Origin of the sequence: Telmatobacter bradus, assembly GCF_048629425.1 — a bacterium.
Lineage (GTDB): Bacteria > Acidobacteriota > Terriglobia > Terriglobales > Acidobacteriaceae > Telmatobacter > Telmatobacter bradus.
In genome coordinates, this window is the sequence record NZ_CP184532.1 from 1,845,602 (window position 1) to 1,868,164 (window position 22,563).

A 22,563-nucleotide genomic window follows, 5' to 3' on the forward strand; every position below is an offset into this window, starting at 1 on the left:
TTCATTGGATGCCAGTCACGTCTGAGTGGTTCCAAAGGAAACAAGAATTGTTCTGCACAAGCCAACTGAGGACAGCGTAGGTCAACTTGCCTGTGGAAAGTATGAATTTGGTGACCGGAGAAGATTCCTTCGGTAATGGAATGGTAAAATTTCGGTCGTGAGTACTGGTCCCGAACTGATTCGTCCTGAAGTTCCTGAGGAGCGCAACTGGCTTCCTCTGCTGATTGCCGTTGCGGTGGTCGTGGCGGTGGCTGGAGTGGCCCTCTTTGTGATGAGCCGTGGCAAACACGGCCAGGAAGTAGCTGCGCCGAATGCGCCGTTGGCAGCCTATGCCTCCAGTCTGACCGTCAGCGATCTGGCCATGAGCCAGTCCTCGAACATGGCCGGCAGCCAGCTGCTTTATGTAGAAGGCCGCATCCGCAATACCGGTTCGAGCACGGTGACGGCGATTGGGGTGCAGGTGCTTTTCCGCAACTATGCCCATGAGGTTGCGCAGAACGTCGCGCAGCCGCTGTTGCTGATTCGCACCCGTGAGCCGTACGTGGACGTGCAGCCGGTTTCGGCCGCGCCCATCCAGCCCGGCGAGGTGCGCGCCTTCCGCCTGACCTTCGACGGTGTAACTCCCAACTGGGACGGGGCTTTCCCGGAGATTCGTATTCTTACGGTGGAGAGGAAGTGACAGCTTCCAGTTGCCAGCTTCCAGCCTTTAGCTTCCAGCTTGTAGATAAAAAGCCTGTCAGGATTTGTGGTGCAAAAAAAGGGACTGTTCACAGCAAAGTGAACAGCCCTTTTTTGCGTTTAGTGTCGGCGCTGCAGTTCGTTCCAGCATGAGCAGCTGGAAGCTAGAGGCTGGTGGCTGCCCTTACAATGCCCCCGCCACGCCCGCGATGATTGAGGAGGCGAAGAGCAGGGCTAGTCCCGCGGTCAGCAGGGAACGGGTTTTTTTGCCGGTGCCCTTCCACTCTCCCATGAAAATGCCGAGCAACTGGCTGAAGAGGATGGAGGCGGCCATCAGTACGGCCCAGCCGATGTAGGCGGTTTTGCCCATGGAGGGTTCGCCCGTCTTCAGGCAGACGAACTGCATGCACCAGATGGCTCCGGCGAGGGCGGCAAAGAAGAAGTTGCCGGAGATCGGTGTGGAGCGGTCCACATAGTTGCCCATGGTGCGGTTTTTGAAGTTGAGCACCAGACACCAGCCGCCGTTCACGATGAATCCGCCCAGCAGAACCACCACCAGCACGGGCATTCCGGCCCAGGTGACGGGTGTGACGGGGGCGGTGGTCAGGGCCAGCTTTTCGAGGCTGGGGCCGCCCTGCAGGCCGATGTTCATGGCCGAGCTCATCAGGCCAGTGAAGAGAGCGGCAATCACGCCCTTGCGGAAGTCGAATTCGGCGACGACCTTTTTCTTCTCCTCTTCGGGCAGTTCGGATTCCTTGGAGTGGCCGGCAAGACCCACGCAGATGATGCCGAAGAGCGAAACCAGAGCCGCCACCACCGAGACCTTGCCGCCCGAGGTGGCCAGCATGGCGGCGATGGCTTCCCGGCCCTTGAGGATGGGAGGAATGAGCGTGCCGGCAGCCGAGGTGAGTCCCACGCCCATGGCCAGACCGAGTCCCACGCCCAGGTAGCGAACCATCAGGCCGAAGGTGAGTCCGCCAAAGCCCCAGAAAGCGCCGGCGATGAGGCAATAGAGCAGCTCATGGCGCGGTGCGGCAGCCAGCACGGCAACGGTGTTGGGCGAGGTGATGAGGGCCAGAATGCAGGGCACCAGCACCAGGCCGACCAGCGCGTAGACCAGCCAGTAGCTCTCCCACGCCCACTTTTTAACGCGCGAGAAGGGCAGGTAAAAGACGGCGCCAGCGAGTCCGCCCAGCATAAAGATGATGATGCCCAGAACGGGGTTGGGGGTCATGACTGCATTCATTCAGAAGCTCCTTGAGCGTTCAATTTGTCGGAGGCGGCGCGGTGCTCTTTGCCGCCTCTGTTGGTCTTTGTTGCAGAGCTATTGCGCCAGTCTGCTTTCCAGCGTGTAGGCGCCGGGCGCTAGCGTCAGGCCGGGTTGGTCGTCGAGTGGATGTGAGGCAAGCTTGGCCGTGCTGAGAGGTTTGCCGTTGAGCTTGAATTCGGTGGCGCGTTGGGCGCTGATCCAGCCAGTTGTATTGGCGGGAATCGTGATGCGCCACTCTACGGCGGAACCCCTTACCACCCACTCGCTGTGGATGGCTCCGTAGGCCGAGTCGTAGGTGAACGAGAGGCTGCCCAGACGCGCATCAAAGTGGGGGTTCAGCACGATGGTGTGGAAGCCGGGATCTTCGCTGCTGGTGTCAATGCCGGCGGCATAGCGATAGATCCAGTCGGCCACCGCGCCATAGGCGTAGTGGTTGTAGGAGTTCATGGAGGGGTCGCTGATCATCTGATCGCCATTCCAGCGCTCCCACATGGTGGTTGCGCCGTGCTCCACCATGTAGCCCCAGGATGGGTAGCCGGTGTTAAGCAGCAGCTTGTAGGCCAGATCCTTGTCGCCAGCCTTGGTCAGCTCTTCCAGCAGGTAGGGCGTGCCCAGAAAGCCGGTGGCCAGCAGGTCGTGATTGGCGTGAATCTTGTCTGCCAGCCGCTTTGCGGCCAGCGGGCGCAGTTCCTCTGGCAGCAGGTTCATGTGCAGCGCCAGCACGTAGGCGGTTTGCGTATCGCCGCCCTTGCTTTTGGCGTTGGGGTTGTTGATCTGGCCGAAGATGGAGGCGGAATTATCGGCGCTGGCAATAAAGCCGTCGCTGCGCACGAACTTCTTCTGAAAGGCGGAGCGAATCTTCGCGAAGAGGGCGGCGTATTTCTGTTCGTCTTCTGTGTGGCCGAGGGCGTGGGCCATGCGGCGCATCAGGGTTGCATCCCAGGCCCAACTGGCGGTGGCAATCAGCACGTAGTCGGTTTTGCCCTCGGGGGAAAGCCAGTCGCCGAAGGGAATGCCGGCCTCGTTCTTCCAGAGCCCGTCGGAATTGGCGGCGGAGATGGCGTTCATGTAGCGCTGCATGGCCGTCCAGTTTTCTTCGAGGATGCTGGAGTCGCCCGTCTGCAGCCAACTGGTGTAGGGAATGATGACGCCAGCATCGCTCCAGCCCGCGCCAGAGCCGGAAACCGGTTGAATGGTGCCGGGAGCAAAGATGCCGTAATAGGGCGTACCGGATTGCGTGGAGCGCATGTCGGCGGCAAACTTGCGGCTGAAGGCGGCCAGATCCATGTTGTAGCCGGCGGTGCGCCAGAAGACCTGCGCATCGGCCATCCAGCCCAGGCGCTCATCGCGCTGCGGGCAGTCGGTGGGCAGGCCAAGGAAGTTGGAGCGCTGGCCCCATGTGATGTTGCTCCACAACTGGTTGACCATGGCGTTGCCCGTCACCAGACGCGCGGTAAAAGCCGCGTCGGTGTGGATTACGCTGACGGTCAGCGTGCTCTTCAGCGGGGTTTCTGCAAGTCCCGTAAGCTCCACGTAACGGAAGCCGTGGAAGGTGAAGTGGGGGGTGAACTCTTCGGTCTCTTTGCCGTCGTCTTTGCCGGCCAGAATGAAGTGGTCAGTGGCTTTGGCGGTGCGCAGATTTTCAGTGTAAACGGTGCCGTCGGGGTTGAGGACTTCGGCAAAGCGCAGGCGCACGTCGGTGCCTGCCGGGCCATTTGCACGCAGCGTGGCAAAGCCGCTCAGGTTCTGGCCAAAGTCGAAGACCCACACGCCCGGCTTGGGCTCGGTCACGGCTTTGGGCTTGAGGGTGCGCTCTACGCGAATGGGCGGAAACTGCTCCGCCACAATCTTGACCGGCGCGGGATGAATCAGCAGCGCGGGCTGCCAGGTTTTTTCCTGGTCTTCGGCGAGATTCCAGGTTGGGTCAAAGATGCGCCCGTCCTGCGTCTCGCCGTCATAAATCTCACTCGATAGAATCCACGAGGGCTGGGCCTGCCACTGTGCGTCGGTGGCAATCCACTCTACCGAGCCGTCGGTGTGTTCCAAGCGTAGCTGAGCCCGCAAGGCAGGCGGCGTCAGGCCGTAGTTGTTGGGCTGCTGGAACCACTCCAGCGGCGAGGCGTACCAGCCTGCGCCCAGCAGAGCGGCCATGGCATTCTGGCCGGGCTGGAGCAGCGCCGTTACGTCGTAGCTCTGGGAGTGGACAAACTGGCGATAGTCGGTCCAGCCGGGGGCCAGTACGTCCTCGCCCACGCGCTTGCCGTTCAGATAGAACTCATATGCGCCGAGGGCCGTGGCGTAGAGGCGTGCCGACTGAATGGGAGAACTCACGGCAAAGGTGCGGCGTACTTCCTTGACCGTGCCCGGCAGCCAGGGCTTGCCGAGCGGCTCGCTGAGCATTTTGCCCTCGGTTACAGCGGGAACGGCGGTCTTCCAGTGGGCATCGTCAAAATGCGGGGCCGTCCAGCCAGCGGGGGCGTGCGTGGCGGTCTTCCATGTGGGGGTTGAACTGAAACTGGTCCAACTGCCGTCGGCGTATTCCACCACCAGCGTGGCCATCATGGGCGGCGGTGCGCCGGTGGCCATGCCGTTGGGATTTTCAACATAGTGCAGCACTTCCACGGCCAGCGTGTTGGCGCCCGGTTGCAGGGCGGCGGTCACGTCGGCAGCCATGAACTTCTTCCATGGCATCTGCTTGCAGGCCAGCAGCGGCTGCTCGGCGAGTGCGGCGTTGCCGTTGACCCAGGCGGCCACCGTGTCTTGCCCGGTGGCGTAGAGCGTGGCGTGGCGCACGGGGCCGCGGAGCGTAATGCTGGCCCGATAGGCGTAGCGCTCTTCCTTTTGCTTTTGGGCGATCAGGGCGCTCGCGTCGGGGTTGGTTACCCACTCTGCCGCAGCCTCACGCACGGCTTTTTCTTCCGGCGTCAGAAAACCGATCCAGTCGGACTTCCACGCATCCAGCAGACCGGTTTCAAAGCGGCTGATCGCGCTGGGCGCGTAGGCTTTTCCGGCGGCGTCCCAGAGCTTGACCCGCCAGACGTAGGCCGTTGTGGCTTGAAGCGCGGGGCCCTGATAGCGAATGCCAAGGTTGGCCGAGGAGCTGACGCGGCCACTCTCCCAGACGTCGGGCTGGTCTTGCTGTAGTCGTTCGGGGCTGCTGGCCACCTGAAGCTCGTAGGCTGACTGCTTGGCCCCAGTGGATAGGTCATTGAGCTGCCAGGAAAAGCGCGGAGCCGGGTCGTCGACTCCAAGGGGGGCAGCAAGATCGTTGACGCGCAGACGAACCGGTCCGGGGGCCGCGTTCAATTGCGTGCCAGCGAGAAGAATCAAGGCAACTGCCATGGCAGTGGGACGAAACAAATGGGAAAACATGCCGCAGATCTCTCCTGTTTTGCAAACGACTTATTGTGCGACGCGGGCGGCGGAAAGGAAACCACAACTTGCACTGTGCCGGGAATGCGTCCAGGGAAGCGCGTTGTTCAGGTGGTTCCCAGCAGAAAATCCGGGTTGTAATTTCTCAGTTGAAATTGTTTTCATAGAACCATAAGCAGCCCGGATAACGCTTGTCAATGCGCGGGAACAAGTACCAGGGTCTGTTGACGTTCCTCAGGCCCCGGCCCGAAGGGTTGCGGCGCAAACCGGGCCATACTGCGTTGTCGTCGTTGCTTTGGGTTGACCAAAGCTGCCTCCTCCGCCTTGTCTGGCCCGGTTTTCGCTCGCAACGCCATCCACCTGCGGAACGTTAACAGACCCTAGGACCGGGAACTTGCCTAAAGGTATGCTGCCCTGCGGGATGCGGTGTTTTTCCGCCCCGCGGGCCTTACACTGGAAGCATGATTCAGCCTTTGGGAGTCCGACTTTTTGCCGCCACCACCAATCAGGGAAAACTGCGGGATTTCCGCACTGCGGGGGAGGCCTTTCAGGTAGCGATTGAACCACTGCCGGGGCTGAAGGAGATTCCCGCACCCGACGAGGACGGCATGACCTTCGAAGCCAATGCCACGCTCAAGGCCATTTACTATTCGCGTTTTGCTCCGGGAGAGCTGGTTGTGGCCGATGATTCCGGTCTGGAAGTGGATGCTCTCGGCGGCGCTCCCGGCGTGCGCTCGGCCCGTTTTGCCGCCGATCAGGGTCTGACCGATTCGCCTGACGCCAACGACAACACCGACGTCTGGAACAACGTGGTGCTGATGCAGAAGCTGGCCTCGGTGCCCGCTGCGCAGCGCTCGGCGCGCTACCGCTGCGTGCTGGTGGCGGCCCGCGATGGCCAGTTGGTGGCTGCGGCCCAGGGTGCGGTGGAGGGCAGCATTCTGGAGGCTCCGCGCGGCACCGGCGGCTTTGGCTACGACCCGCTCTTTTTCCTGCCGGATCTCAATCAGACGATGGCCGAGATCAGCCTGGAGACCAAGTTGGGGCTGAGCCATCGCGGGCGGGCCTTTGCGGCGCTGCTGGAGCGGCTGAAACAGTCGTAATGGGCTAGTTGCGCTATGGGTCAGCTTTGCGGAGGGAGGCGAGGGTTTTAACCCTCGCAAAAGTCCAGGTCATGAGTGAGGGCTTTAGAGCAAATCCAGAGTTTCCGTGGGGGCGCGAAGAAGGTGCCAGGTGCAGTTTTCTTGAGGAAAACTGCGCTGAAAAGCATCGACTCGCATTACACCAACTCTGAACACCAACTCTGAATTTGCTTTAGCCCCGGAGAATAATTTTCATAGCCTGTTTTGCCGCGGACATTTTGTGTTCAGGGAAATACCCGTGCCTGAAGGCACGTTCTTGGGTTTGCGTCCTTCGGGGGCATGAATGCCCCCGCTCCCTCTCCTTCCCTCCTTCCTCCGCAAGGAGTTTTCCCGCAGTCTGCTCCGCAGCGAATCCCGCTTTTCCGTCTTCCGAAACGAAAAAATGCCCGACACAGTACCGTTGTGCATCGGCAAATGCCTCCAGACAAAAAACTTCTTGCCATGGATCTTTCGAATGGCAGTAGGATAGTGCCGTGTTGTGAGCGGGCGCACAAACCCCGTGCGCACTCGTCCGCAAAAACTAAGGAGCGGCTTCCCTGTGGCAGAAAATTCCCTCTCTGTGACTGACAATCGTACCGGGCGCACCTTCACCTTCCCCATCGAAGATGGAACCGTACGCGCTTCCGAGTTCCGGCAGATCAAAACCAGCGACGAAGACTTTGGTCTGATGCTCTACGATCCGGCCTTCATGAATACAGCCTCCTGCCGCAGCGCGATCACATACATCGATGGCGACCGTGGCATTCTGGAGTATCGCGGCTACCCCATCGCCGACTTGGCCGAGCACTGCACCTTTCTGGAGGTGGCCTATCTGGTGCTTTTTGGCGAGTTGCCCACCCCGCCCGAGCTCGATCACTGGGTATACGAGATTACCCACCACACCATGCTGCATGAAACCACCAAAAAGTTCATGGAGGGTTTCCGCTACGATGCGCACCCGATGACGATGCTGATTTCGACCGTCTCGGCGCTTTCCACCATCTACTACCCCAAGGCCCGTCAGGTGCACGATGCCGATAACCGCCTGCTGCAGATCAAGCGGATGATCGGCAAAATGCCTTCGATTGCGGCCATGTCGTACCGGCACAATGTGGGCTTCCCGTACGTCTACCCGGACAACGAGCTGAGCTACACCGAAAACTTCATGAACATGCTCTGGAAAGTGGTTGAGCCGAAGTATGCGGCCAACCCGGTGCTGGCCCATGCGCTGGATGTGCTCTTCATTCTGCATATTGACCATGAGCAGAACTGCGGCACGCACACCATGCGTTCGGTGGGCAGTGCGCAGACCGATCCGTATCTGGCCGTAGCCTCGGCGGCGTCGGCCTTGTCGGGTCCGCTGCATGGCGGTGCCAATGAAGAAGTGATTCGCATGCTCGACGAGATCGGTTCGCTGGCCAATGTGCCGGCACACATCGAAAAGGTGAAGGCGGGCAAGGGTAAGCTGATGGGCTTTGGCCACCGCGTCTACAAGAACTACGATCCGCGGGCGGCGCTGATCAAGAAGATTGCCGATCAGGTTTTCAAGGTGACCGGCCACAACCAGAAACTGGAGATTGCGCTGGAACTCGAACGCATCGCCCTCAGCGACGAGTACTTCATCAAGCGCAAGCTTTATCCGAACGTCGATTTCTACTCCGGGATGATCTATCAGGCCATCGGCTTCAAGCCGGAGATGTTTACCGTGCTCTTCGCCATTCCGCGCACGGTGGGCTGGCTCACCCAGTGGCAGGAACTGATCACCGATCCCGAGCAGAAGATTGCCCGGCCGCGGCAGATTTATACCGGCCAGCGGGGCCGGAAGGTTGTGCCGCTGGCGGAACGTACCGTGGGCGCAGGCCTGCGCTGAGCGCTTTTCTGCCACCTTCCGTTCGGGACGACAGGACTCGGGACGGGGCTCTGGACGGAAGGTGGCGGACCAATATTCGCCAATGTTTTTTGCTAAACTCTTGACGGATTTGCATTCTTCTTCCAAGATTGCAGTTGAACTGGAGCGGTTTTTCCGGTCTTAACAGGCGCCCTTCCCCAAGGAACAGCCAGGAGCCGATACCGTATGAGCACCGCACAATCGTCTGCCGCGCCGGAAGTCCGTCGCGGAGTCCCCGCACTTCGCGCTGGCCAGGGCTCTAGCTTCCTCTGGCGCAAGCTGCATTCGCTCCTGGGCATTGTGCCCATTGGCGCATTCCTCATCGAACATCTGCTGTCGAACTTTGAAGCCCTGAAGGGCCCGGTGGCCTACGGCGAGCAGGTGCGCTTCCTGAACAGTCTGCCGCTGGTGCGCGTGCTGGAGTGGACGTTTATCTTCCTGCCCATTCTCTACCACGCCTTCTACGGGCTCTACATCTGGGTACGGGGCAAGTCGAATCTTGTTTACTACCCGTTTGCGGGCAATTGGCTCTATGGCGCACAGCGCTGCACGGGCCTGATCGCCTTCTTCTACATTGGCTACCATGTGGCCACGCAGCGCTTTCTGGGCGTGAGCCTGCCGGAGAATCCGGCCTACGCCTTCACCAAGGTCCACAATGAGCTGCAGAACCCCATCGTGCTGGCTGTTTACGCCATTGCCATGGTGGCCGTTTGCTGGCATTTTGCCTACGGCGTCTGGCTCTTTGCAGCCAAGTGGGGCATTACCCCCGGCGTGACGGCCCGCAAGCGCTTCGGCTATGTATGCCTGGCCCTGGGCGTGGGACTGGCCGTGCTCGGGCTGGTGAGTCTGGCAGCGTTTGTTTAAGCAGCTTCCAGCCTCCAGCCTCTAGCTTCCAGCTTTATGAAGTTTGGGTGGGGTGGCACTGTTGCAGCAACAATCTTTCGCTAGAAGCTAGAAGCTAGAAGCTAGAAGCTGCATCCAAGAAAGGATTCGATTCATGGCAAGCCCTCGCATCATCGTGGTAGGCGGCGGACTGGCGGGTCTGGCCGCTGTGATCAAGATCGCCGAGGCCGGCGGGCAGGTCGATCTGTTTTCGATCGTCCCGGTCAAGCGTTCGCATTCGGTTTGTGCGCAGGGCGGCATCAATGCCGCCAAGAATCTGAAGGGCGAGGGCGATACCACCGCCAAGCACTTCGACGATACGATTTATGGCGGCGATTTTCTGGCCAATCAAACGCCGGTCAAGGCCATGTGCGAGGCCGCGCCCGCCATCATCGATCTGCTGGACCGCATGGGAGTGCCCTTCAATCGCACCCCCGAGGGCCTGCTCGACTTCCGCCGTTTTGGCGGCACGCTTTACAACCGCACCGCCTTTGCCGGAGCCACTACCGGCCAGCAGTTGCTGTACGCGCTCGACGAGCAGGTGCGCCGCTTCGAATCCGAGGGCAAGGTCAAAAAGTACGAGGGCTGGGAGTTTCTATCGGCCATTCTCGACGAAAAGGGTGTGACGCGCGGCATTACCGCCATGAGCCTGCGCTCGATGGAGTTGCACGCCTTCCCGGCCGATGCGGTGATTCTGGCGACCGGTGGCATTGGCGCAATTTTTGGCAAAAGCACCAACTCGGTGGTCTGTACCGGCTCAGCGCAGTCGGCAGTCTTCCAGCAGGGCGCCTACTACGCCAATGCTGAGTTCATTCAGGTGCATCCGAGCACCATTCCCGGCGAAGACAAGCTGCGGCTGATGTCGGAGTCTGCACGCGGCGAGGGTGGCCGCGTGTGGGTTCCGCGCACGCCGGGTGACAAGCGCGACTTCAAGTCGATCCCCGAGTCGGAGCGCTTTTACTTCCTGGAGGAGTGGTACCCGAAGTACGGCAATCTGGTGCCGCGCGATGTGGCTACGCGGGCCATTCACAAAATTGTGTACCAGATGGGCCTGGGCATTGACGGGCAGCCGATGGTCTATCTGGACCTGACCCACATCGACCGTGCCACGCTCAATCGCAAGCTGGAAGGCATACTCGAAATCTACGAAAAATTCGTCGGCGTGGATCCCCGCGATCATCCGATGAAGATCTTCCCCGGCATGCACTACACCATGGGTGGTCTGTGGGTGGACTTCGAGCAGCGCACCAATATTCCCGGCCTCTTTGCCTGTGGTGAGTGCGAGTACCAGTACCACGGCGCCAATCGTCTGGGCGCGAACTCGCTGCTGAGCTGCATCTATGGTGGCTTCCAGGCAGGCCCCAACGCGCTGCTCTATGCCAAGAACCTGCCCGCAGCGGAGGGCGATGGTGGAGCGGCGGCTGAGCTCAAGCGGCAGGCGGAGATCAATCAGGCGCTGCTCACCAATGAGGGCACGGAAAATCCCTTCAAGCTGTGGCGTGAGCTGGGCGAGACGATGACCGAGCACGTGACGGTTTCGCGCTTCAATGAAGGCCTGAAGAAGGCCGATGCCAAGATTGTCGAGCTGATCGATCGCTACAAGAACATCAATCTGAGCGACCGCAGCCAGTGGGCCAACACCAGCTTTGCCTTTGCCCGCCAGCTCAAGAACATGCTGGAACTGGCCCGGCCCATCGCCCTTGGCGCGCTTTTGCGCGATGAGTCGCGTGGCGCGCACTACAAGCCTGACTTCCCGGAGCGCAACGACGAGAAGTTCCTGAAGACCACCAAGGCGACCTTCACCGGAGCGGCTGAGGGGCCGAAGCTCGAACTCGAAGACGTGGACACGCAGCACATTCCGCCGCGCCCACGCCGCTACTGACCACCACCTGCGGTGGGGCTAACTGCCTTCGGCGTGGCTGAGCCGAGTGCGGTGGCAGGATGAGCTGAAAGCTGAAAGCTGCTTTAATGTTTACGCGGCGGTCCCACGGGATCGCAACTGGAGAAACAGGCCGATGGCAGACAAGACGGTTCTATTCGAGATCAAGCGGCAGGCCAGCCCGGACGAGCCGGCGCGGTGGGAAAAGTTCGAGCTGCCCTGGCGGCCGGGGATGAACGTGATCTCGGCCTTCATGGAGATTGCGGGCAATCCTACCACCTGCGATGGCAAATGCACTACGCCGGTGGCCTATGATTCCAGCTGCCTGGAAGAGATTTGCGGCAGTTGCGCCATGCGCATCAACGGCAAGGCCCGTATGGCCTGCTCGGCGCTGGTGGATAATCTGGAGCAGCCCATCAAGATTGAGCCGCTCAGCAAATTTCCGCTGGTGCGCGATCTGCAGGTGGACCGCTCGGTGCTGTTTGAGAATCTGAAGGCGGTCAAGGCCTGGGTGCCCATTGATGGCACCTACGACCTGGGCTCCGGCCCGCGCCAGTTGCCGCAGCAGCAGGAAGTGAACTACCCGCTCTCCAACTGCATCAGCTGTACCTGTTGTATGGAGGTCTGTCCGCAGTTCAACGAGGAGACGGGCTTTGTGGGCGCGGCCACCATTGCGCAGGTCAAGCTGTTCAACAACAATCCCATCGGCAAGGTGCTCAAGGAAGAGCGTCTGCGGGCGCTGGCGGGCGACGGCGGCATTCAGGAGTGCGGCTTTGCGCAGAATTGCGTCGAGGTCTGCCCCAAGCAGCTGCCGCTGACCACGGCCATCAGCGACGTGAGTCGCGATGTGATTGTGCAGAAGGTGAAGGACCTGCTTAGAGGGTAGAAGAACAGGGAACAGAGAAGGCCGCTCGGGGAGCGGCCTTTTTTTTGTGGGCTCAATCAGGTTTGTGCTAGCGGTTCTCCAATAGATGTAGCCCTTTGTAGATCGTGCAAGGTGGATTTTTCCAACCCTGCCAACTTACTGACTTACTGACTCGCTGACTTGCTAACCCCGCTTAGTCGAGGTGGAAGACTTCGGCCAGCGGGATCATGCTCTCATCGGCGGCTGCACCCGAGAGGCTTTCGAAGAAGGGCGTCATTTCTTTTTGCCAGACCGCATTGATGGGCTCCAGTTGCATGTCGTCGCAGCACTTTTTGAAGTCTTCGCACTCCAGATAGCCAATCATCAGTCCGTCGTGGCGTGCGAAGAGAGAGTAGTTCTTCCAGCCGGTGCGGCGCAGGGCATCGAGCATCTCTGGCCATACGGCGGCATGGCGGCGTTTGTACTCTTCCAGCATGTTTTCCCGGACTTTTAGCAAAAAACTGACGCGCATTGTTTTTCCTCGGTTCTTTCTTTTCTGCTGCAGATGCACAAAGAGTCTGGCCTGTGTTCCTGGCCTGAAGTTGAAGCAGTTTTGGGGGTGCTGTAGACCCAAAAAGCTCTAGTGTTTGCCGCCTGGGGCTGGATCCCGATGGGGCTGGCCAGGCAAGTTCAGGAAATTGCTTAACGGCAGATGCGAGAGCAGGATGGAACGCACCACCAGTCCTGCGTTCATCTCCGCGCCCTGCGCGCTGGTGTGGGTATGGTCGACGGGGAAGAGCAGAGCCGCCGTTTGGGGGCCGATCTTTTCCAGCTCGTTGGCCTCCAGCGTGCTCATGTCCAGCAGGGGCACTTTTTCCGTAGCCGCAATCTGGCGCAGGCCCTCGCTGTAGCCCATGTCGCGCTCCACGTGTTTTCTGCCATCGGGTCCGTTGGTCCAGATGTTGCGCACGGTGAGCGTGAGCAGAATGGGCGTGGCGTTTTTGGCGCGCGTATCGGCAATGTACTTGCGGATGTACCAGCCGTAGGTGTGCACCACTTCCTTGCTGCCGTCCGCCAGCGTTACTTCCTTGGATTCCTCGCCCACACCCTTCAGCGTGCCGCGTGGTTTGGCACCGTCGATGGCTCCGCCGTCGTTGTGGCCAAGCTGGATCAGCACAAAGTCGCCGGGCTTGATTTCGGCCAGGGTTTTGCCCCAGGCCTCGTTCATATAGGTGCGGGTGCTGCGGCCGGCAATGGCGCGGTTGGCCACGTTGATGCGGCTCTGGTCAAAGTAGTGTGCCAGATGGTCGCCCCAGCCCAGATCGGCCTGATTGCGGCAGGTGGAGTCGCCCACCAGAAAGACCGAGGGCAAGGCCGGATTCAGCGGCGCATCCTTGGCGTGCGTAACCTGTTCAGGGGTGGGCAGCGGGGTCACGCCGGCAGGAGCCTGCGCGATGGCTTGCAGAGAGAATGCCAGGAAAAGAGCCGATGCGAAGCGGAGGATGCGGAGGCGCTGGTTCACGTTCAAAAGGCCTTCCTTTCAGGCGGATCAGTGAATAAAAAACCTTCAACGGTTCCGGTAGAGGATTGTATTTCCTATCGAAACGATTTGCCAGAGAAAAATTCGCCCTTTTGTTACTTCCTGATACTTTTCTACGCTTTTTTGTTGTTGCCGTTCCTGAAAGCCCTGGGCAAGCTCTGTTATTGTGGCTGCGCGGAGGTTTTTCTGATGAAAGCATTCGGTTTGCGGGCGTGGATGGCCTGCTTTTTACTGGTAGCAGCAGCGCTGGCTGCGGCAGAACCTGCATTGTTGGTAAAAACCCGTCAGGGCGAGGCGCATGGTAAATGGTTGGCGGAGGGTAAAGTTAAGGCCTATCTGGGGCTGCCCTACGCCGCTCCGCCGGTGGGCGAACTGCGCTGGCGTGCTCCGCAGACGGCTGCGGCCTGGAAGGGCGTGCGCGACGCCACACGCTTTGCGCCGCATTGCAGCCAGGGCCGCGTCTTTGCCGACATGATTTTTCAAGACGGTGAAGCTAGCGAGGATTGCCTCTATCTGAACGTCTACGCGCCTGCCGATGCGCGGCCCGGCAGTCGGCTGCCAGTGATGTTCTGGATTCACGGCGGCGGCTATGCGGGCGGAGCCAGCAGCGAGCCCCGCCACAATGGAGACGCTCTGCCGCAGAAGGGCGTGGTGCTGGTGACCATTAATTACCGGATGGGCGTGCTGGGATTTTTGGCGGCCAACGATCTGGTGCAGGAGGGGAAGGGGCACGCCGGCAACTACGGCCTGATGGACATGGTCGAGGCTCTGCGCTGGGTGCGGGGCAACATCGCTGGTTTTGGCGGCGACGCGGGCAATGTGACCATCTTTGGCGAGAGCGCCGGCTCGTTTGCCGTGAGCACGTTGATGGCTTCGCCGGAGGCACGTGGCCTTTTTCATCGCGCCATTGGTGAAAGCGGCGCGGACTTTGGCACTACGCTGGTGACTAGCACGCTGGCCGAGCGCGGCAAACACGACCAGCAATTTCTGGACGGATTGGGCGTAAAAACGCTGGCCGAAGCTCGCGCTCTGTCTGCTGACAGGTTGACGGAAGCAGCAGGCAAACTTGGCATGGTGCGCTTTACACCGGTCATTGATAGCCAGTTCCTGACGGAAAGCGTGCCTGAAACCTATGCTGCCGGTCGTCAGGCGCATGTGCCGCTGCTGGCTGGCTGGAACCGCGATGAAAATGCCGCGCTGGCTAGCAGCATGACCGCGGCGAAGTGGCAGGCTTTTGCCCGGGAGCACTTTGGAGCGCAGGCAGGCGCGTTTTTAAAGGCGTATCCCGCAGCTAGCGACGAAGAGGCCGTGCGTTCGGCCGTTGCATTCGGCAGTGATTCCTTCATCGCCTTCGGCACATGGAAGTGGATAGAGGCGCAGGTGAAGACGGGGCAGTCGCCGGTCTACCGCTATCACTTTGAATTGGCCGCCCCACCCAGTAAATTCCACCAAGGCTCGTGGGCCTTCCACTCCGACGACATTGAGTATGTTTTTGGCACGCTCGATACACGCCCCGGCGCCGTCTGGCGGTCGGAAGACCGCCTTCTGAGTGAGCAGATGATGGGCTACTGGACGAACTTTGCCCGCACCGGCGACCCCAACGGCAAGGGCCTGCCAAAGTGGCCGCGGTATGACGCGGAAAAGCAGATTCTGCATCTGGACAGCACGATTAGCGCAACGCCCGATGCCACCCGCCCGCAGTACGAATTTCTGCTTAGTCAGCCGAGCGGGAAGTGAGGTGCTCCCCGCTCGGCTGACTAAGCAAGCGTCCTCAGATCTGCGGCACCTTGGTGACGTCGCCGTCCTTGGGGGGAATGGGCGTGAACGGCAGGCTGAAGGTGGCAGGATCGTCCGGGTGCTTCGGATCGAAGTTTTTATTCGGATCAATCAGGAACCTGGTGAGGGGCAGGTTGGCTTCCCGCATGCCGCGCCCGATGCACTCGGCCAGTAGGTAAGCGCCGTAGCCGTTGAAGTGGGTGTCGTCGAGGATGGCCTCGGTCTGGCCGGGAAAGCTGTTGGCTTCATAGTGCATGAAAGCCTTTTTCGTGCCTTCGGGGCCGAGCGCTTCCCAGAGCGTACGGCTCATGGCGTTCAGGTCGATGAGCGTCACGTTTTGCTCTTTGGCGATCTGGCGCATTCTGTCGGGATAGCCGGCCATCGTGTCCTTGACGGTGCCGTCGGGCAGGAAGTTGCGGCGGAGCATGCTGGTGACCAGCACCGGCGTCGCACCGGCCGCGCGGGTCCGGGCAATGGCCTGAGTCAGCAGTTCCTGATAGAGGTCGAGGGAGACTTTGCTGTCTGGCTTCTGATCGTTGTGGCCAAACTGCAGGAAGAGATAATCGCCGGGTTTGATCGTGGAAAAGATCTTTTCGAAGCGCTTTTCGCCCCCGAAGCTGCGCACGGTTTCGCCGGACTCGGCCTGATTGCTGACGACGATGCCGGGAGCAAGGAAGCGGGGCAGAATCTGTCCCCAGGCGGTCCAGGGTTCCACGTCCTGATCGACGACCGTGGAGTCACCGGCCAGATAAATCACCGGTTCGCTGGCAGGATTGGGGATCAGCTCAATGCGGACGGAGCGAAAGCCCGGGCGCAGGCCGTTGAACTCCAGTGTCAGCTTGTGGTCCCAGTCGGCATTGCCCACTTCGCGGGGCTTGAGTTTCACCTGAGTTTTCTCGTCGCTGCCTATCTGTGGGGTGCGCACACTGACGTCGAAGGTGCGGGTGGTGGTTTTGCCTGCGGTTGTCGCGACTTTTTCCAGCATCAGGCGGCGAGCCTCGGCGCGCACCGTGGTGACGGAGTCGGCAGGCGAGCCCAGCTCGACCGTGACGCGATAGTTGCCCTCGGCCACGGGGATGGAGAGGAAGAAGGGTTTGTCGCTGGAGCAGAAGCCGGCGGCGCTCTGCGGCGTGCTGTGCAGGTCAAAGCCGGCAGTGGTGGCGGAGTAAGTTGAGGTGCCGTTGAGCGCAACCGCGCCGTTTTTTGCGGGTGCGCAGGTATAGGTTTGCGCGCAGAGCGGGAGCGAAGTGGCGAAGAGCGAAGGACCAAGGAGGAGTGCGGCAATCGTCAAAGATTTCATGGGATCTTTCCTGTGTGGCCGGAGGGCCGGGCGAAAAAACGGGTGCGGAAATTTCAGAATTGAAATTATTTCAAAAACTTTAGCACTTCGGCCCGGGATGTGGAAAGGCGTCAAGGAAAACGCCTTTGAATCTTCACAATTTCTTCCATTCCGCGCCTGAAGGCGATATTTGACGCATCCACATTTCAGGGGCCTGAAGGCCCCTGCTCCCTCCGCAAATAAATGCCAAGACCTTGATCAGAGCTTTTCTGAAACTGGTTTTTACTACAGCCGGCAGATCAGCAGCTCACGCTCGAAGATCATCTCCTTGGGCAGGTGGTCGTGCAGGGCCAGAAACAGTTCTTCGTGTCCGATGACCTCGCGTCGCCACTCTGTGCGGTCGATGGTTTGCAACTCGTCGAAGGCCTGGCGGTCGAAGTCGAGGCCGGTCCACTCGATGTCTTCGTAATAAGGCGTCCAGCCGATAGGGGTTTCTCGGCCCAGGGCGCGGCCGTGCACGCGGTCCACAATCCACTTGAGCACACGCATGTTTTCGCCGTAGCCGGGCCACAGAAACTTGCCTTCGGGTGATTTACGGAACCAGTTCACGTGGAAGACGCGCGGCGTTCTGGTGAGCGTGCGCTGCATCTTGATCCAGTGCCGGAAGTAGTCCCCCATGTGGTAGCCGCAGAAGGGCAGCATGGCCATGGGGTCGCGGCGGACGATGCCGGTGGCTCCGGCGGCGGCTGCCGTAGTCTCCGAGCCCATGGTCGCGCCAATGTAAACGCCGCTGGACCAGTTGAAGGACTGGAAGACCAGCGGCAGCGTCGTGGGCCTACGACCGCCGAAGAGGAAGGCCGAGATGGGCACGCCTTCGGGCGACTCCCATTCAGGATCGATGGAAGGGCACTGGTGGGCGGGGGCGGTAAAGCGGCCATTGGGGTGGGCGGCGGTGCGGCCAGTTTCTTTGGCAATTTGCGGCGTCCACGGCTGGCCGCGCCAGTCCAGGCATTCGGCAGGCGGCTCGTCCGTCATGCCTTCCCACCAGACGCCGCCCTCGGGCGTGAGTCCCACGTTGGTAAAGAGGGTGTTGTGGCTGAGCGTCGTCATTGCATTGGGGTTGGTTTTGGCGCTGGTGCCGGGAGCCACGCCAAAAAAGCCCGCCTCGGGATTGATGGCGCGCAGTTGGCCGCTGGCGTCGGGCTTGATCCAGGCAATGTCGTCGCCGACGGTGCGAATCTTCCAGCCCTCAAAGCCTGCGGGCGGAATCAGCATGGCCAGATTGGTTTTGCCGCAACTGGATGGAAAGGCGGCGGCGATGTAGGTCTTTTCCCCTTGCGGAGACTCGATGCCGACGACGAGCATGTGCTCGGCCATCCAGCCCTCGTCGCGGGCAATGTTGGAGGCGATGCGCAGGGCAAAGCACTTTTTGCCGAGCAGCGCATTGCCGCCGTAGCCGGAGCCGTAGCTCCAGATTTCGCGGGTTTCGGGAAAGTGGACGATGTATTTTTCCGGATTGCAGGGCCAAGCCACGTCCTGCTGAGCGGCCGCGAGTGGCGCGCCCACCGAATGTATGCAGGGCACCACGCGCTTTTCTTCCTTTTCGATCTCCCGCAGCACGGGAGCCCCGATGCGGGCCATGATGCGCATGTTGATCACGACGTAGGGTGAGTCGGTCAGCTCCACGCCCAGTTGCGCCATCGGCGAGCCGAGGGGGCCCATCGAGAAGGGAAGCACGTAGAGGGTGCGTCCCCGCATGCAGCCGCTGAAAAGCCGTTTGAGCTTGCGGCGCATGGTGAAGGGGTCTTCCCAGTTGTTGGTGGGCCCGGCATTGTCTTTGGAGAGCGAGCAGATGTAGGTGCGGTCTTCCACGCGGGCCACGTCGTTCGGGTCGGTGCGGGCGTAAAAGCAGCCCGGCCACAGCTCTGGATTGAGCCGGGTAAAGGTGCCGGAGGCCACTAGCTGATCGCAGAGCGCGTCGTACTCCTGCTGGCTGCCATCCACCCAGTGAATGGAGTCAGGCTCGGTGAGGGCAGCGATTTTTTCCACCCAGCGGATCAGGTTTTTGTTGGTGGTGGCGGGGGGTGCGTTGCGAACACTCATGCGGTCCTCCGGTACGGGTAGCTGTGGGGGGCGGACGTGTGGGGGCTCTCCCAGGCGCTCATGGAGGAGCGCTTTGTTCAGCAGTCCGGGGGGCAGTTTTGTGCCGGAGCCCAGAGTGTTGCGGACAGATTGAGCCATAAATCGCCCACATTCTATGCCGATGAACGTACGTTTGGCTTGCGATTTCTTTCCTTTTTTCGAGAGGATGCCGTGGGGGCAGGGATGGGGTCGGGTGAGCCTGCCAAAAGCTGCGGGTGGCCCCACCCTTGCCGCGTCCTTGTTTTGCGGCTAGTGCCCTGAGTCTGAAATCCTCATCAAACTTCAGCCTGTCCTCCTGAGCGACCGCAGGGAGTCGAAAGCCTGCCCTGAGCGCAGAGCCGAGGGGACCTGCGGTTGCTTTTTGCTTCTGCGTCCATGAACTTTGGCTCCAAAGATACATCAACTTCCGCGAAAGATCCTTGAAGAACAACCGCAGGTCTTTCGACTACGTTTGGCCAAAAGCCTGCCAAACTCCGCCCAAGATGACAGAACAATGTACGAAGCAAACTTGGACTCAGGATAGGGTAGGGAATCGCAAATTCGCCTTTGATTTTGCATCCAGATCAGGAAGAAAATTGCATCCGGCATGGAGCTCAAGACTCCGCAGGCGCTTTCCCGTGATTCCTCTTTCGTCCGGCGGCGATGGATCGCGTAGAATCATGGAGGGCCAACTTTGCCTTCGGGCTGGGCCTGGGATACTGATGAGCGAACAGCAGACAGAGAGCATTGCGGCGACTTCGCCCGCATGGATCAGAATTGAACGGGCGCGTCATCCGCAGCGACCTTATCCTATGGACTTCATCGAGCGGATCTTTACCGATTTCAGCGAGATTCACGGCGACCGCGCCTTTGCCGACGACGAGGCAATCGTCTGCGGCATGGCCCGGCTGGCAGGCCAAGAGGTCATGGTGATTGGCAACCGCAAGGGCGGCACGACGAAAGAGCGCATCCGGCGCAACTTCGGCATGCCCAACCCGGAGGGCTATCGCAAGGCCCTGCGCTGCATGAAGATTGCCGAAAAGTTCAACCGGCCGGTGATCAGCTTTATTGATCTGCCGGGCGCTTACCCCGGTCTGGGTGCGGAAGAGCGCGGCCAGGGCGAGGCCATTGCCCGCAACATCCTGGAGATGTCGCGCCTGAAGGTGCCGACGATCTCGGTGATTACGGGCGAAGGCGGATCGGGCGGCGCTTTGGCGCTGGCCGTGGCGGACCGCGTACTGATCCTCGAAAACGCGCTCTACTTCGTCATTACGCCGGAGTCTTGTGCGGCGATTATGTGGCGTGATGCAGCCAACAAGCAGCTGGCCGCCGAGGCCATGCGCATTGCCGCGCCGGAAGTGAAGGCCATGGGCTGCGTGGACGAGATTGTGCCCGAGCCGCCGGAGGGTATTCACACCGACCGCGAGGCAGGCATTGCCGCATTGACCGAGGCGCTCACGCGCAATCTGGCCGAGCTGCAAGCCATGACGGTGGCCGCGATGGTGACTACGCGCCAGAAGAAATTCCGCAACATGGCGCAGTTCTACACGGAAGTGCAGAACTGACGGAGAGAGCCCCCGTTCCGGCGGGGGCTCAAAATTTGCTCTGCAATCCTTTTTGTCCCTCCAACATCTAAAACCCTGGAGGTTGAATTGATTTCCAGTTGCCTACAGCACGCTGCTCCGGGGAGGTATAGATGAGAAGCCTCATCTCCGGCAGCCGCTTGCGCGCTTATTTTGAATTTCTGCTAGCGGCATTCTTCTTTATGGCTGCCCGCTATATGGCCGCCAAGGGCGCGGACGCATGGGCTAGCGAAGCCTTTCAGCCGTTAGCCGAACAGTTTTTGATGGTCGTGTTTTTGCTCATTGGCTTTGCCGTGCTTGGCTGGCGCTTTGATTCTCAGGCGCATCCCATCAGCGGGCAGGGTTTGCCGCTGCGTCCGGGCTGGCAGCGCGAGGCCGGGCTGGGAATGGTCACGGGCTGGGGCATGGCGGTGGTCTGCATGCTTCCGCTGGTTCTGTTGGGGGGCGTGGCCGTCAGCGTGACGGCGCATCTGGCCAACTGGGGCTGGCTGCTGGTTGAGATCGCCTTCTTTGCCCTGTTGGCGCTGGCCGAAGAGATTGCCTTTCGCGGTTACGCCTTCCAGCGCTTTGCTGCTTCGGCAGGCAATACCGGCGCAGCCATTGCCTTCGCCATCTTCTACGCCATGTTGCAGGCGGTTCTGCCAGGAGCCAGCCACACGGCCTTCTGGGTGGGTATTGTCTTCAGCCTGCTGCTTTCCACGGCCTACCTGCGCACCCATGCGCTGTGGGTAAGCTGGGGCGTGAACTTTGGCTGGAAGGCCAGCCGTGCTCTGCTTTTCGGGCTGGCGGTGAATGGCGTCAATAGCCATTCGCCGATTGTGCAGGGCGATCCGCTGGGCTCTTTTTGGCTCTCAGGTGGCGCGTTTGGACTGGATGCGAGCTGGCTGGCTTTTTTTGTCCTGCTGCTGGCTTTTCCGGCACTGCTGGCGCTTACCAGCGAACTGAACGATCTTTACAACCCACTGGTCATTGAGCCGGGCGGTGTTGCCGTGGATCTGGATGCGATTCAGCGCGCTCAGCACGAAGCTGCTTCCACGCCTGTCGCGCCGCCTTTGGTGCAGATTCTGCCTGCGGCCCCTGCGCCGCCTTTGGTGCAGCTGCCAACAGCGTTGACGCCTCCACCTGGGGAAGAAGCTCCATCACCGCAGGAGTAAGCTAGGGCCCGGATTTCGGAAACGGAATCCGGGCCTTTGAGCGTATGGGGGGAGTTTTTTGGGTGGAAGAAAAAGCCCGCGGCTAAAGGCGATATTCAATGCATCGACGCTTCAAAGGCCTGAAGGCCCTTGCTCCCTCCGTAAATCCGCAAAGACAAACCCGCGCCAGAACGAGTTTTTTGAAGCTAGTCGTTCAACTGCTCGTCGATCAGGCGATCCACGAGTGGGAGTAGGGCTTCGCCGGTTTTGGGCAGCACAAATCCGCTCTCCTGCTCACTCCAGTCGAGCTTGAAGCTGGTGGTTCGCGCTGAAATCCAGATCTGCTGCACCGGCGCATTGGCGGTGAGTACGAATTTGGCCGGCGGTTCTTCAAAAATGACCTGCAGCACGCCGCCCTGTTCCTCGGTTTCGAATGCGCCGCTTTCGTCCTCGCGCTTAAAAAGGTGCTGTTTGAGCGTGTTCAGCGCGGCCTCGGCGAGATTGCGGAAATCCTGTTCACCCATCATGGTCCCAGTGTAGCAAGACGGGATCGCGTTCGACAGTTCACGGGAATTCTTCGTGTTGTCTGTTTTTAGGGCAGCATTTTTACATCAAAGATTAAAGGTCAGGACGCTCATGCCGATAAATGGACCATCACGGTTCGACGAGGAGCGTCTATGGAAATCGCGCCCATCTCCGGGATTCGCATCATGCCTGTCGCAAAGGTTTCCCAGGCCAGTTCAAAGCTGCTGGCTGTCTTTGACATCAACGCACTGGCGCTGTCTGGGGAAGACTCCTACAAAGGAGACGGACGTAGCGCTTCCGGCGGACAGGACAATGAAAACGAAGACGATTTGTTTGAGGAAGACGAGCAGGAATACGCGACCGCCAGAAGGCGTGCCGGTGGTGGAATCAACATCATCGTTTAGAGTCCTGAGTCTGAAATCCTCATCAGACTTCAGCCTGTCCTCCTGAGCGACCGCAGGGAGTCGAAAGCCTTCCCTGAGTGCAGTAGAAGGGGATTTGCGGCTGCTTTTTGCCTCCGCATCCATGATTCTTTGGCTCCAAAGATGCATCAACTTCCGCGAAAGATCCTTGAAGAACAACCGCAGGTATTTCGACTCCGTTTGGCCAAAAAACGGCCAAACTCCGCTCAAGATGACAGGACAATTACGTAGAGCGCGCAGATGTAGAGGGGAT

17 protein-coding genes are annotated in these 22,563 nt (G+C 60.2%); 10 read left to right on the forward strand and 7 right to left on the reverse strand.

Annotated features, from left to right (window positions below; genetic code table 11):
• The first annotated feature begins 157 nt into the window (after positions 1-157).
• The gene (locus ACOBR2_RS07935) at positions 158-679 is read left to right on the forward strand and encodes a DUF2393 family protein (protein ID WP_420239485.1); all 522 of its coding nucleotides are present in this window, start codon (positions 158-160) and stop codon (positions 677-679) included.
• Between the two features lie 183 nt (positions 680-862).
• Here ACOBR2_RS07935 and ACOBR2_RS07940 read toward each other — a convergent pair whose 3' ends face one another.
• Together ACOBR2_RS07940 and ACOBR2_RS07945 are read right to left on the reverse strand one after the other, a co-directional pair.
• Positions 863-1,924 carry an L-rhamnose/proton symporter RhaT gene (locus ACOBR2_RS07940; RefSeq protein WP_420239486.1) on the reverse strand — a complete coding sequence of 354 codons (1,062 nt, stop codon included), beginning with the start codon at positions 1,922-1,924 and terminating at the stop codon, positions 863-865.
• 78 nt (positions 1,925-2,002) lie between these two features.
• Positions 2,003-5,320 (reverse strand): family 78 glycoside hydrolase catalytic domain, encoded by a 3,318-nt coding sequence (locus ACOBR2_RS07945; RefSeq protein WP_420239487.1) that lies wholly within the window; start codon positions 5,318-5,320, stop codon positions 2,003-2,005.
• A 461-nt stretch (positions 5,321-5,781) separates the two neighbouring features.
• Between ACOBR2_RS07945 and ACOBR2_RS07950 the strand changes: the two genes are divergently transcribed.
• From ACOBR2_RS07950 to sdhB, 5 genes are all read left to right on the forward strand, one after another.
• Entirely contained in the window at positions 5,782-6,420 is a 639-nt protein-coding gene (locus ACOBR2_RS07950) for a non-canonical purine NTP pyrophosphatase (RefSeq protein ID WP_420239488.1), read from the forward strand.
• 577 nt (positions 6,421-6,997) lie between these two features.
• Positions 6,998-8,308: a citrate synthase gene (locus ACOBR2_RS07955; RefSeq protein WP_420239489.1), complete on the forward strand. Its 1,311-nt coding sequence runs from the start codon at positions 6,998-7,000 to the stop codon at positions 8,306-8,308.
• A gap of 204 nt (positions 8,309-8,512) precedes the next feature.
• On the forward strand, positions 8,513-9,190 hold the full coding sequence (locus ACOBR2_RS07960) for a succinate dehydrogenase (protein WP_420239490.1): 678 nt from the start codon (positions 8,513-8,515) through the stop codon (positions 9,188-9,190).
• Between the two features lie 133 nt (positions 9,191-9,323).
• Entirely contained in the window at positions 9,324-11,090 is a 1,767-nt protein-coding gene (sdhA, locus tag ACOBR2_RS07965; RefSeq protein WP_420239491.1) for a succinate dehydrogenase flavoprotein subunit, read from the forward strand.
• 133 nt (positions 11,091-11,223) lie between these two features.
• Positions 11,224-11,973 carry a succinate dehydrogenase iron-sulfur subunit gene (gene sdhB / locus ACOBR2_RS07970; RefSeq protein WP_420239492.1) on the forward strand — a complete coding sequence of 250 codons (750 nt, stop codon included), beginning with the start codon at positions 11,224-11,226 and terminating at the stop codon, positions 11,971-11,973.
• Positions 11,974-12,145: 172 nt separating this feature from the next.
• Here the strand turns inward: sdhB and ACOBR2_RS07975 are convergent, their stop codons facing one another.
• Both ACOBR2_RS07975 and ACOBR2_RS07980 read right to left on the reverse strand, forming a co-directional pair.
• Entirely contained in the window at positions 12,146-12,463 is a 318-nt protein-coding gene (locus ACOBR2_RS07975) for an L-rhamnose mutarotase (protein WP_420239493.1), read from the reverse strand.
• Between the two features lie 108 nt (positions 12,464-12,571).
• Positions 12,572-13,453: a rhamnogalacturonan acetylesterase gene (locus ACOBR2_RS07980; protein ID WP_420239494.1), complete on the reverse strand. Its 882-nt coding sequence runs from the start codon at positions 13,451-13,453 to the stop codon at positions 12,572-12,574.
• Between the two features lie 207 nt (positions 13,454-13,660).
• On the opposite strand from ACOBR2_RS07980, the gene ACOBR2_RS07985 reads away from it, so the two are divergent.
• On the forward strand, positions 13,661-15,208 hold the full coding sequence (locus ACOBR2_RS07985; protein ID WP_420239495.1) for a carboxylesterase/lipase family protein: 1,548 nt from the start codon (positions 13,661-13,663) through the stop codon (positions 15,206-15,208).
• 34 nt (positions 15,209-15,242) lie between these two features.
• On the opposite strand, the gene ACOBR2_RS07990 is transcribed toward ACOBR2_RS07985, so the two are convergent.
• Together ACOBR2_RS07990 and ACOBR2_RS07995 are read right to left on the reverse strand one after the other, a co-directional pair.
• Positions 15,243-16,547: a rhamnogalacturonan acetylesterase gene (locus tag ACOBR2_RS07990; RefSeq protein ID WP_420239496.1), complete on the reverse strand. Its 1,305-nt coding sequence runs from the start codon at positions 16,545-16,547 to the stop codon at positions 15,243-15,245.
• A gap of 264 nt (positions 16,548-16,811) precedes the next feature.
• Entirely contained in the window at positions 16,812-18,629 is a 1,818-nt protein-coding gene (locus tag ACOBR2_RS07995; RefSeq protein ID WP_420239497.1) for a phosphoenolpyruvate carboxykinase (GTP), read from the reverse strand.
• A gap of 740 nt (positions 18,630-19,369) precedes the next feature.
• Here ACOBR2_RS07995 and ACOBR2_RS08000 point away from each other — a divergent pair.
• Together ACOBR2_RS08000 and ACOBR2_RS08005 are read left to right on the forward strand one after the other, a co-directional pair.
• Complete coding sequence (locus ACOBR2_RS08000) at positions 19,370-20,212, forward strand: acetyl-CoA carboxylase carboxyltransferase subunit alpha (protein WP_420239498.1); 843 nt, start codon at positions 19,370-19,372, stop codon at positions 20,210-20,212.
• Between the two features lie 131 nt (positions 20,213-20,343).
• A complete protein-coding gene (locus tag ACOBR2_RS08005; RefSeq protein WP_420239499.1) occupies positions 20,344-21,384 on the forward strand; it encodes a type II CAAX prenyl endopeptidase Rce1 family protein in 1,041 nt (346 codons plus the stop codon).
• 185 nt (positions 21,385-21,569) lie between these two features.
• Here ACOBR2_RS08005 and cyaY read toward each other — a convergent pair whose 3' ends face one another.
• Positions 21,570-21,890, reverse strand: coding sequence for an iron donor protein CyaY (gene cyaY / locus ACOBR2_RS08010; protein WP_420239500.1), 321 nt, complete (start codon positions 21,888-21,890; stop codon positions 21,570-21,572).
• 150 nt (positions 21,891-22,040) lie between these two features.
• Here cyaY and ACOBR2_RS08015 point away from each other — a divergent pair, with 150 nt between their 5' ends.
• Entirely contained in the window at positions 22,041-22,292 is a 252-nt protein-coding gene (locus ACOBR2_RS08015) for a hypothetical protein (protein ID WP_420239501.1), read from the forward strand.
• Positions 22,293-22,563 lie beyond the last annotated feature (271 nt).

What these genes read in the sequence shown, in the direction of transcription:
- ACOBR2_RS07940 (WP_420239486.1), bottom strand. Translation starts at nt 1,924, where the DNA reads ATGAATGCAGTCATGACCCCCAACCCCGTTCTGGGCATCATCATCTTT.
- ACOBR2_RS07995 (WP_420239497.1), bottom strand. Translation starts at nt 18,629, where the DNA reads ATGAGTGTTCGCAACGCACCCCCCGCCACCACCAACAAAAACCTGATC.
- ACOBR2_RS07950 (WP_420239488.1), top strand. Translation starts at nt 5,782, where the DNA reads ATGATTCAGCCTTTGGGAGTCCGACTTTTTGCCGCCACCACCAATCAG.
- ACOBR2_RS07960 (WP_420239490.1), top strand. Translation starts at nt 8,513, where the DNA reads ATGAGCACCGCACAATCGTCTGCCGCGCCGGAAGTCCGTCGCGGAGTC.
- ACOBR2_RS07945 (WP_420239487.1), bottom strand. Translation starts at nt 5,320, where the DNA reads ATGTTTTCCCATTTGTTTCGTCCCACTGCCATGGCAGTTGCCTTGATT.
- sdhB (WP_420239492.1), top strand. Translation starts at nt 11,224, where the DNA reads ATGGCAGACAAGACGGTTCTATTCGAGATCAAGCGGCAGGCCAGCCCG.
- ACOBR2_RS08000 (WP_420239498.1), top strand. Translation starts at nt 19,370, where the DNA reads ATGAGCGAACAGCAGACAGAGAGCATTGCGGCGACTTCGCCCGCATGG.
- ACOBR2_RS07975 (WP_420239493.1), bottom strand. Translation starts at nt 12,463, where the DNA reads ATGCGCGTCAGTTTTTTGCTAAAAGTCCGGGAAAACATGCTGGAAGAG.
- sdhA (WP_420239491.1), top strand. Translation starts at nt 9,324, where the DNA reads ATGGCAAGCCCTCGCATCATCGTGGTAGGCGGCGGACTGGCGGGTCTG.
- cyaY (WP_420239500.1), bottom strand. Translation starts at nt 21,890, where the DNA reads ATGATGGGTGAACAGGATTTCCGCAATCTCGCCGAGGCCGCGCTGAAC.
- ACOBR2_RS08015 (WP_420239501.1), top strand. Translation starts at nt 22,041, where the DNA reads ATGGAAATCGCGCCCATCTCCGGGATTCGCATCATGCCTGTCGCAAAG.
- ACOBR2_RS08005 (WP_420239499.1), top strand. Translation starts at nt 20,344, where the DNA reads ATGAGAAGCCTCATCTCCGGCAGCCGCTTGCGCGCTTATTTTGAATTT.
- ACOBR2_RS07985 (WP_420239495.1), top strand. Translation starts at nt 13,661, where the DNA reads ATGAAAGCATTCGGTTTGCGGGCGTGGATGGCCTGCTTTTTACTGGTA.
- ACOBR2_RS07990 (WP_420239496.1), bottom strand. Translation starts at nt 16,547, where the DNA reads ATGAAATCTTTGACGATTGCCGCACTCCTCCTTGGTCCTTCGCTCTTC.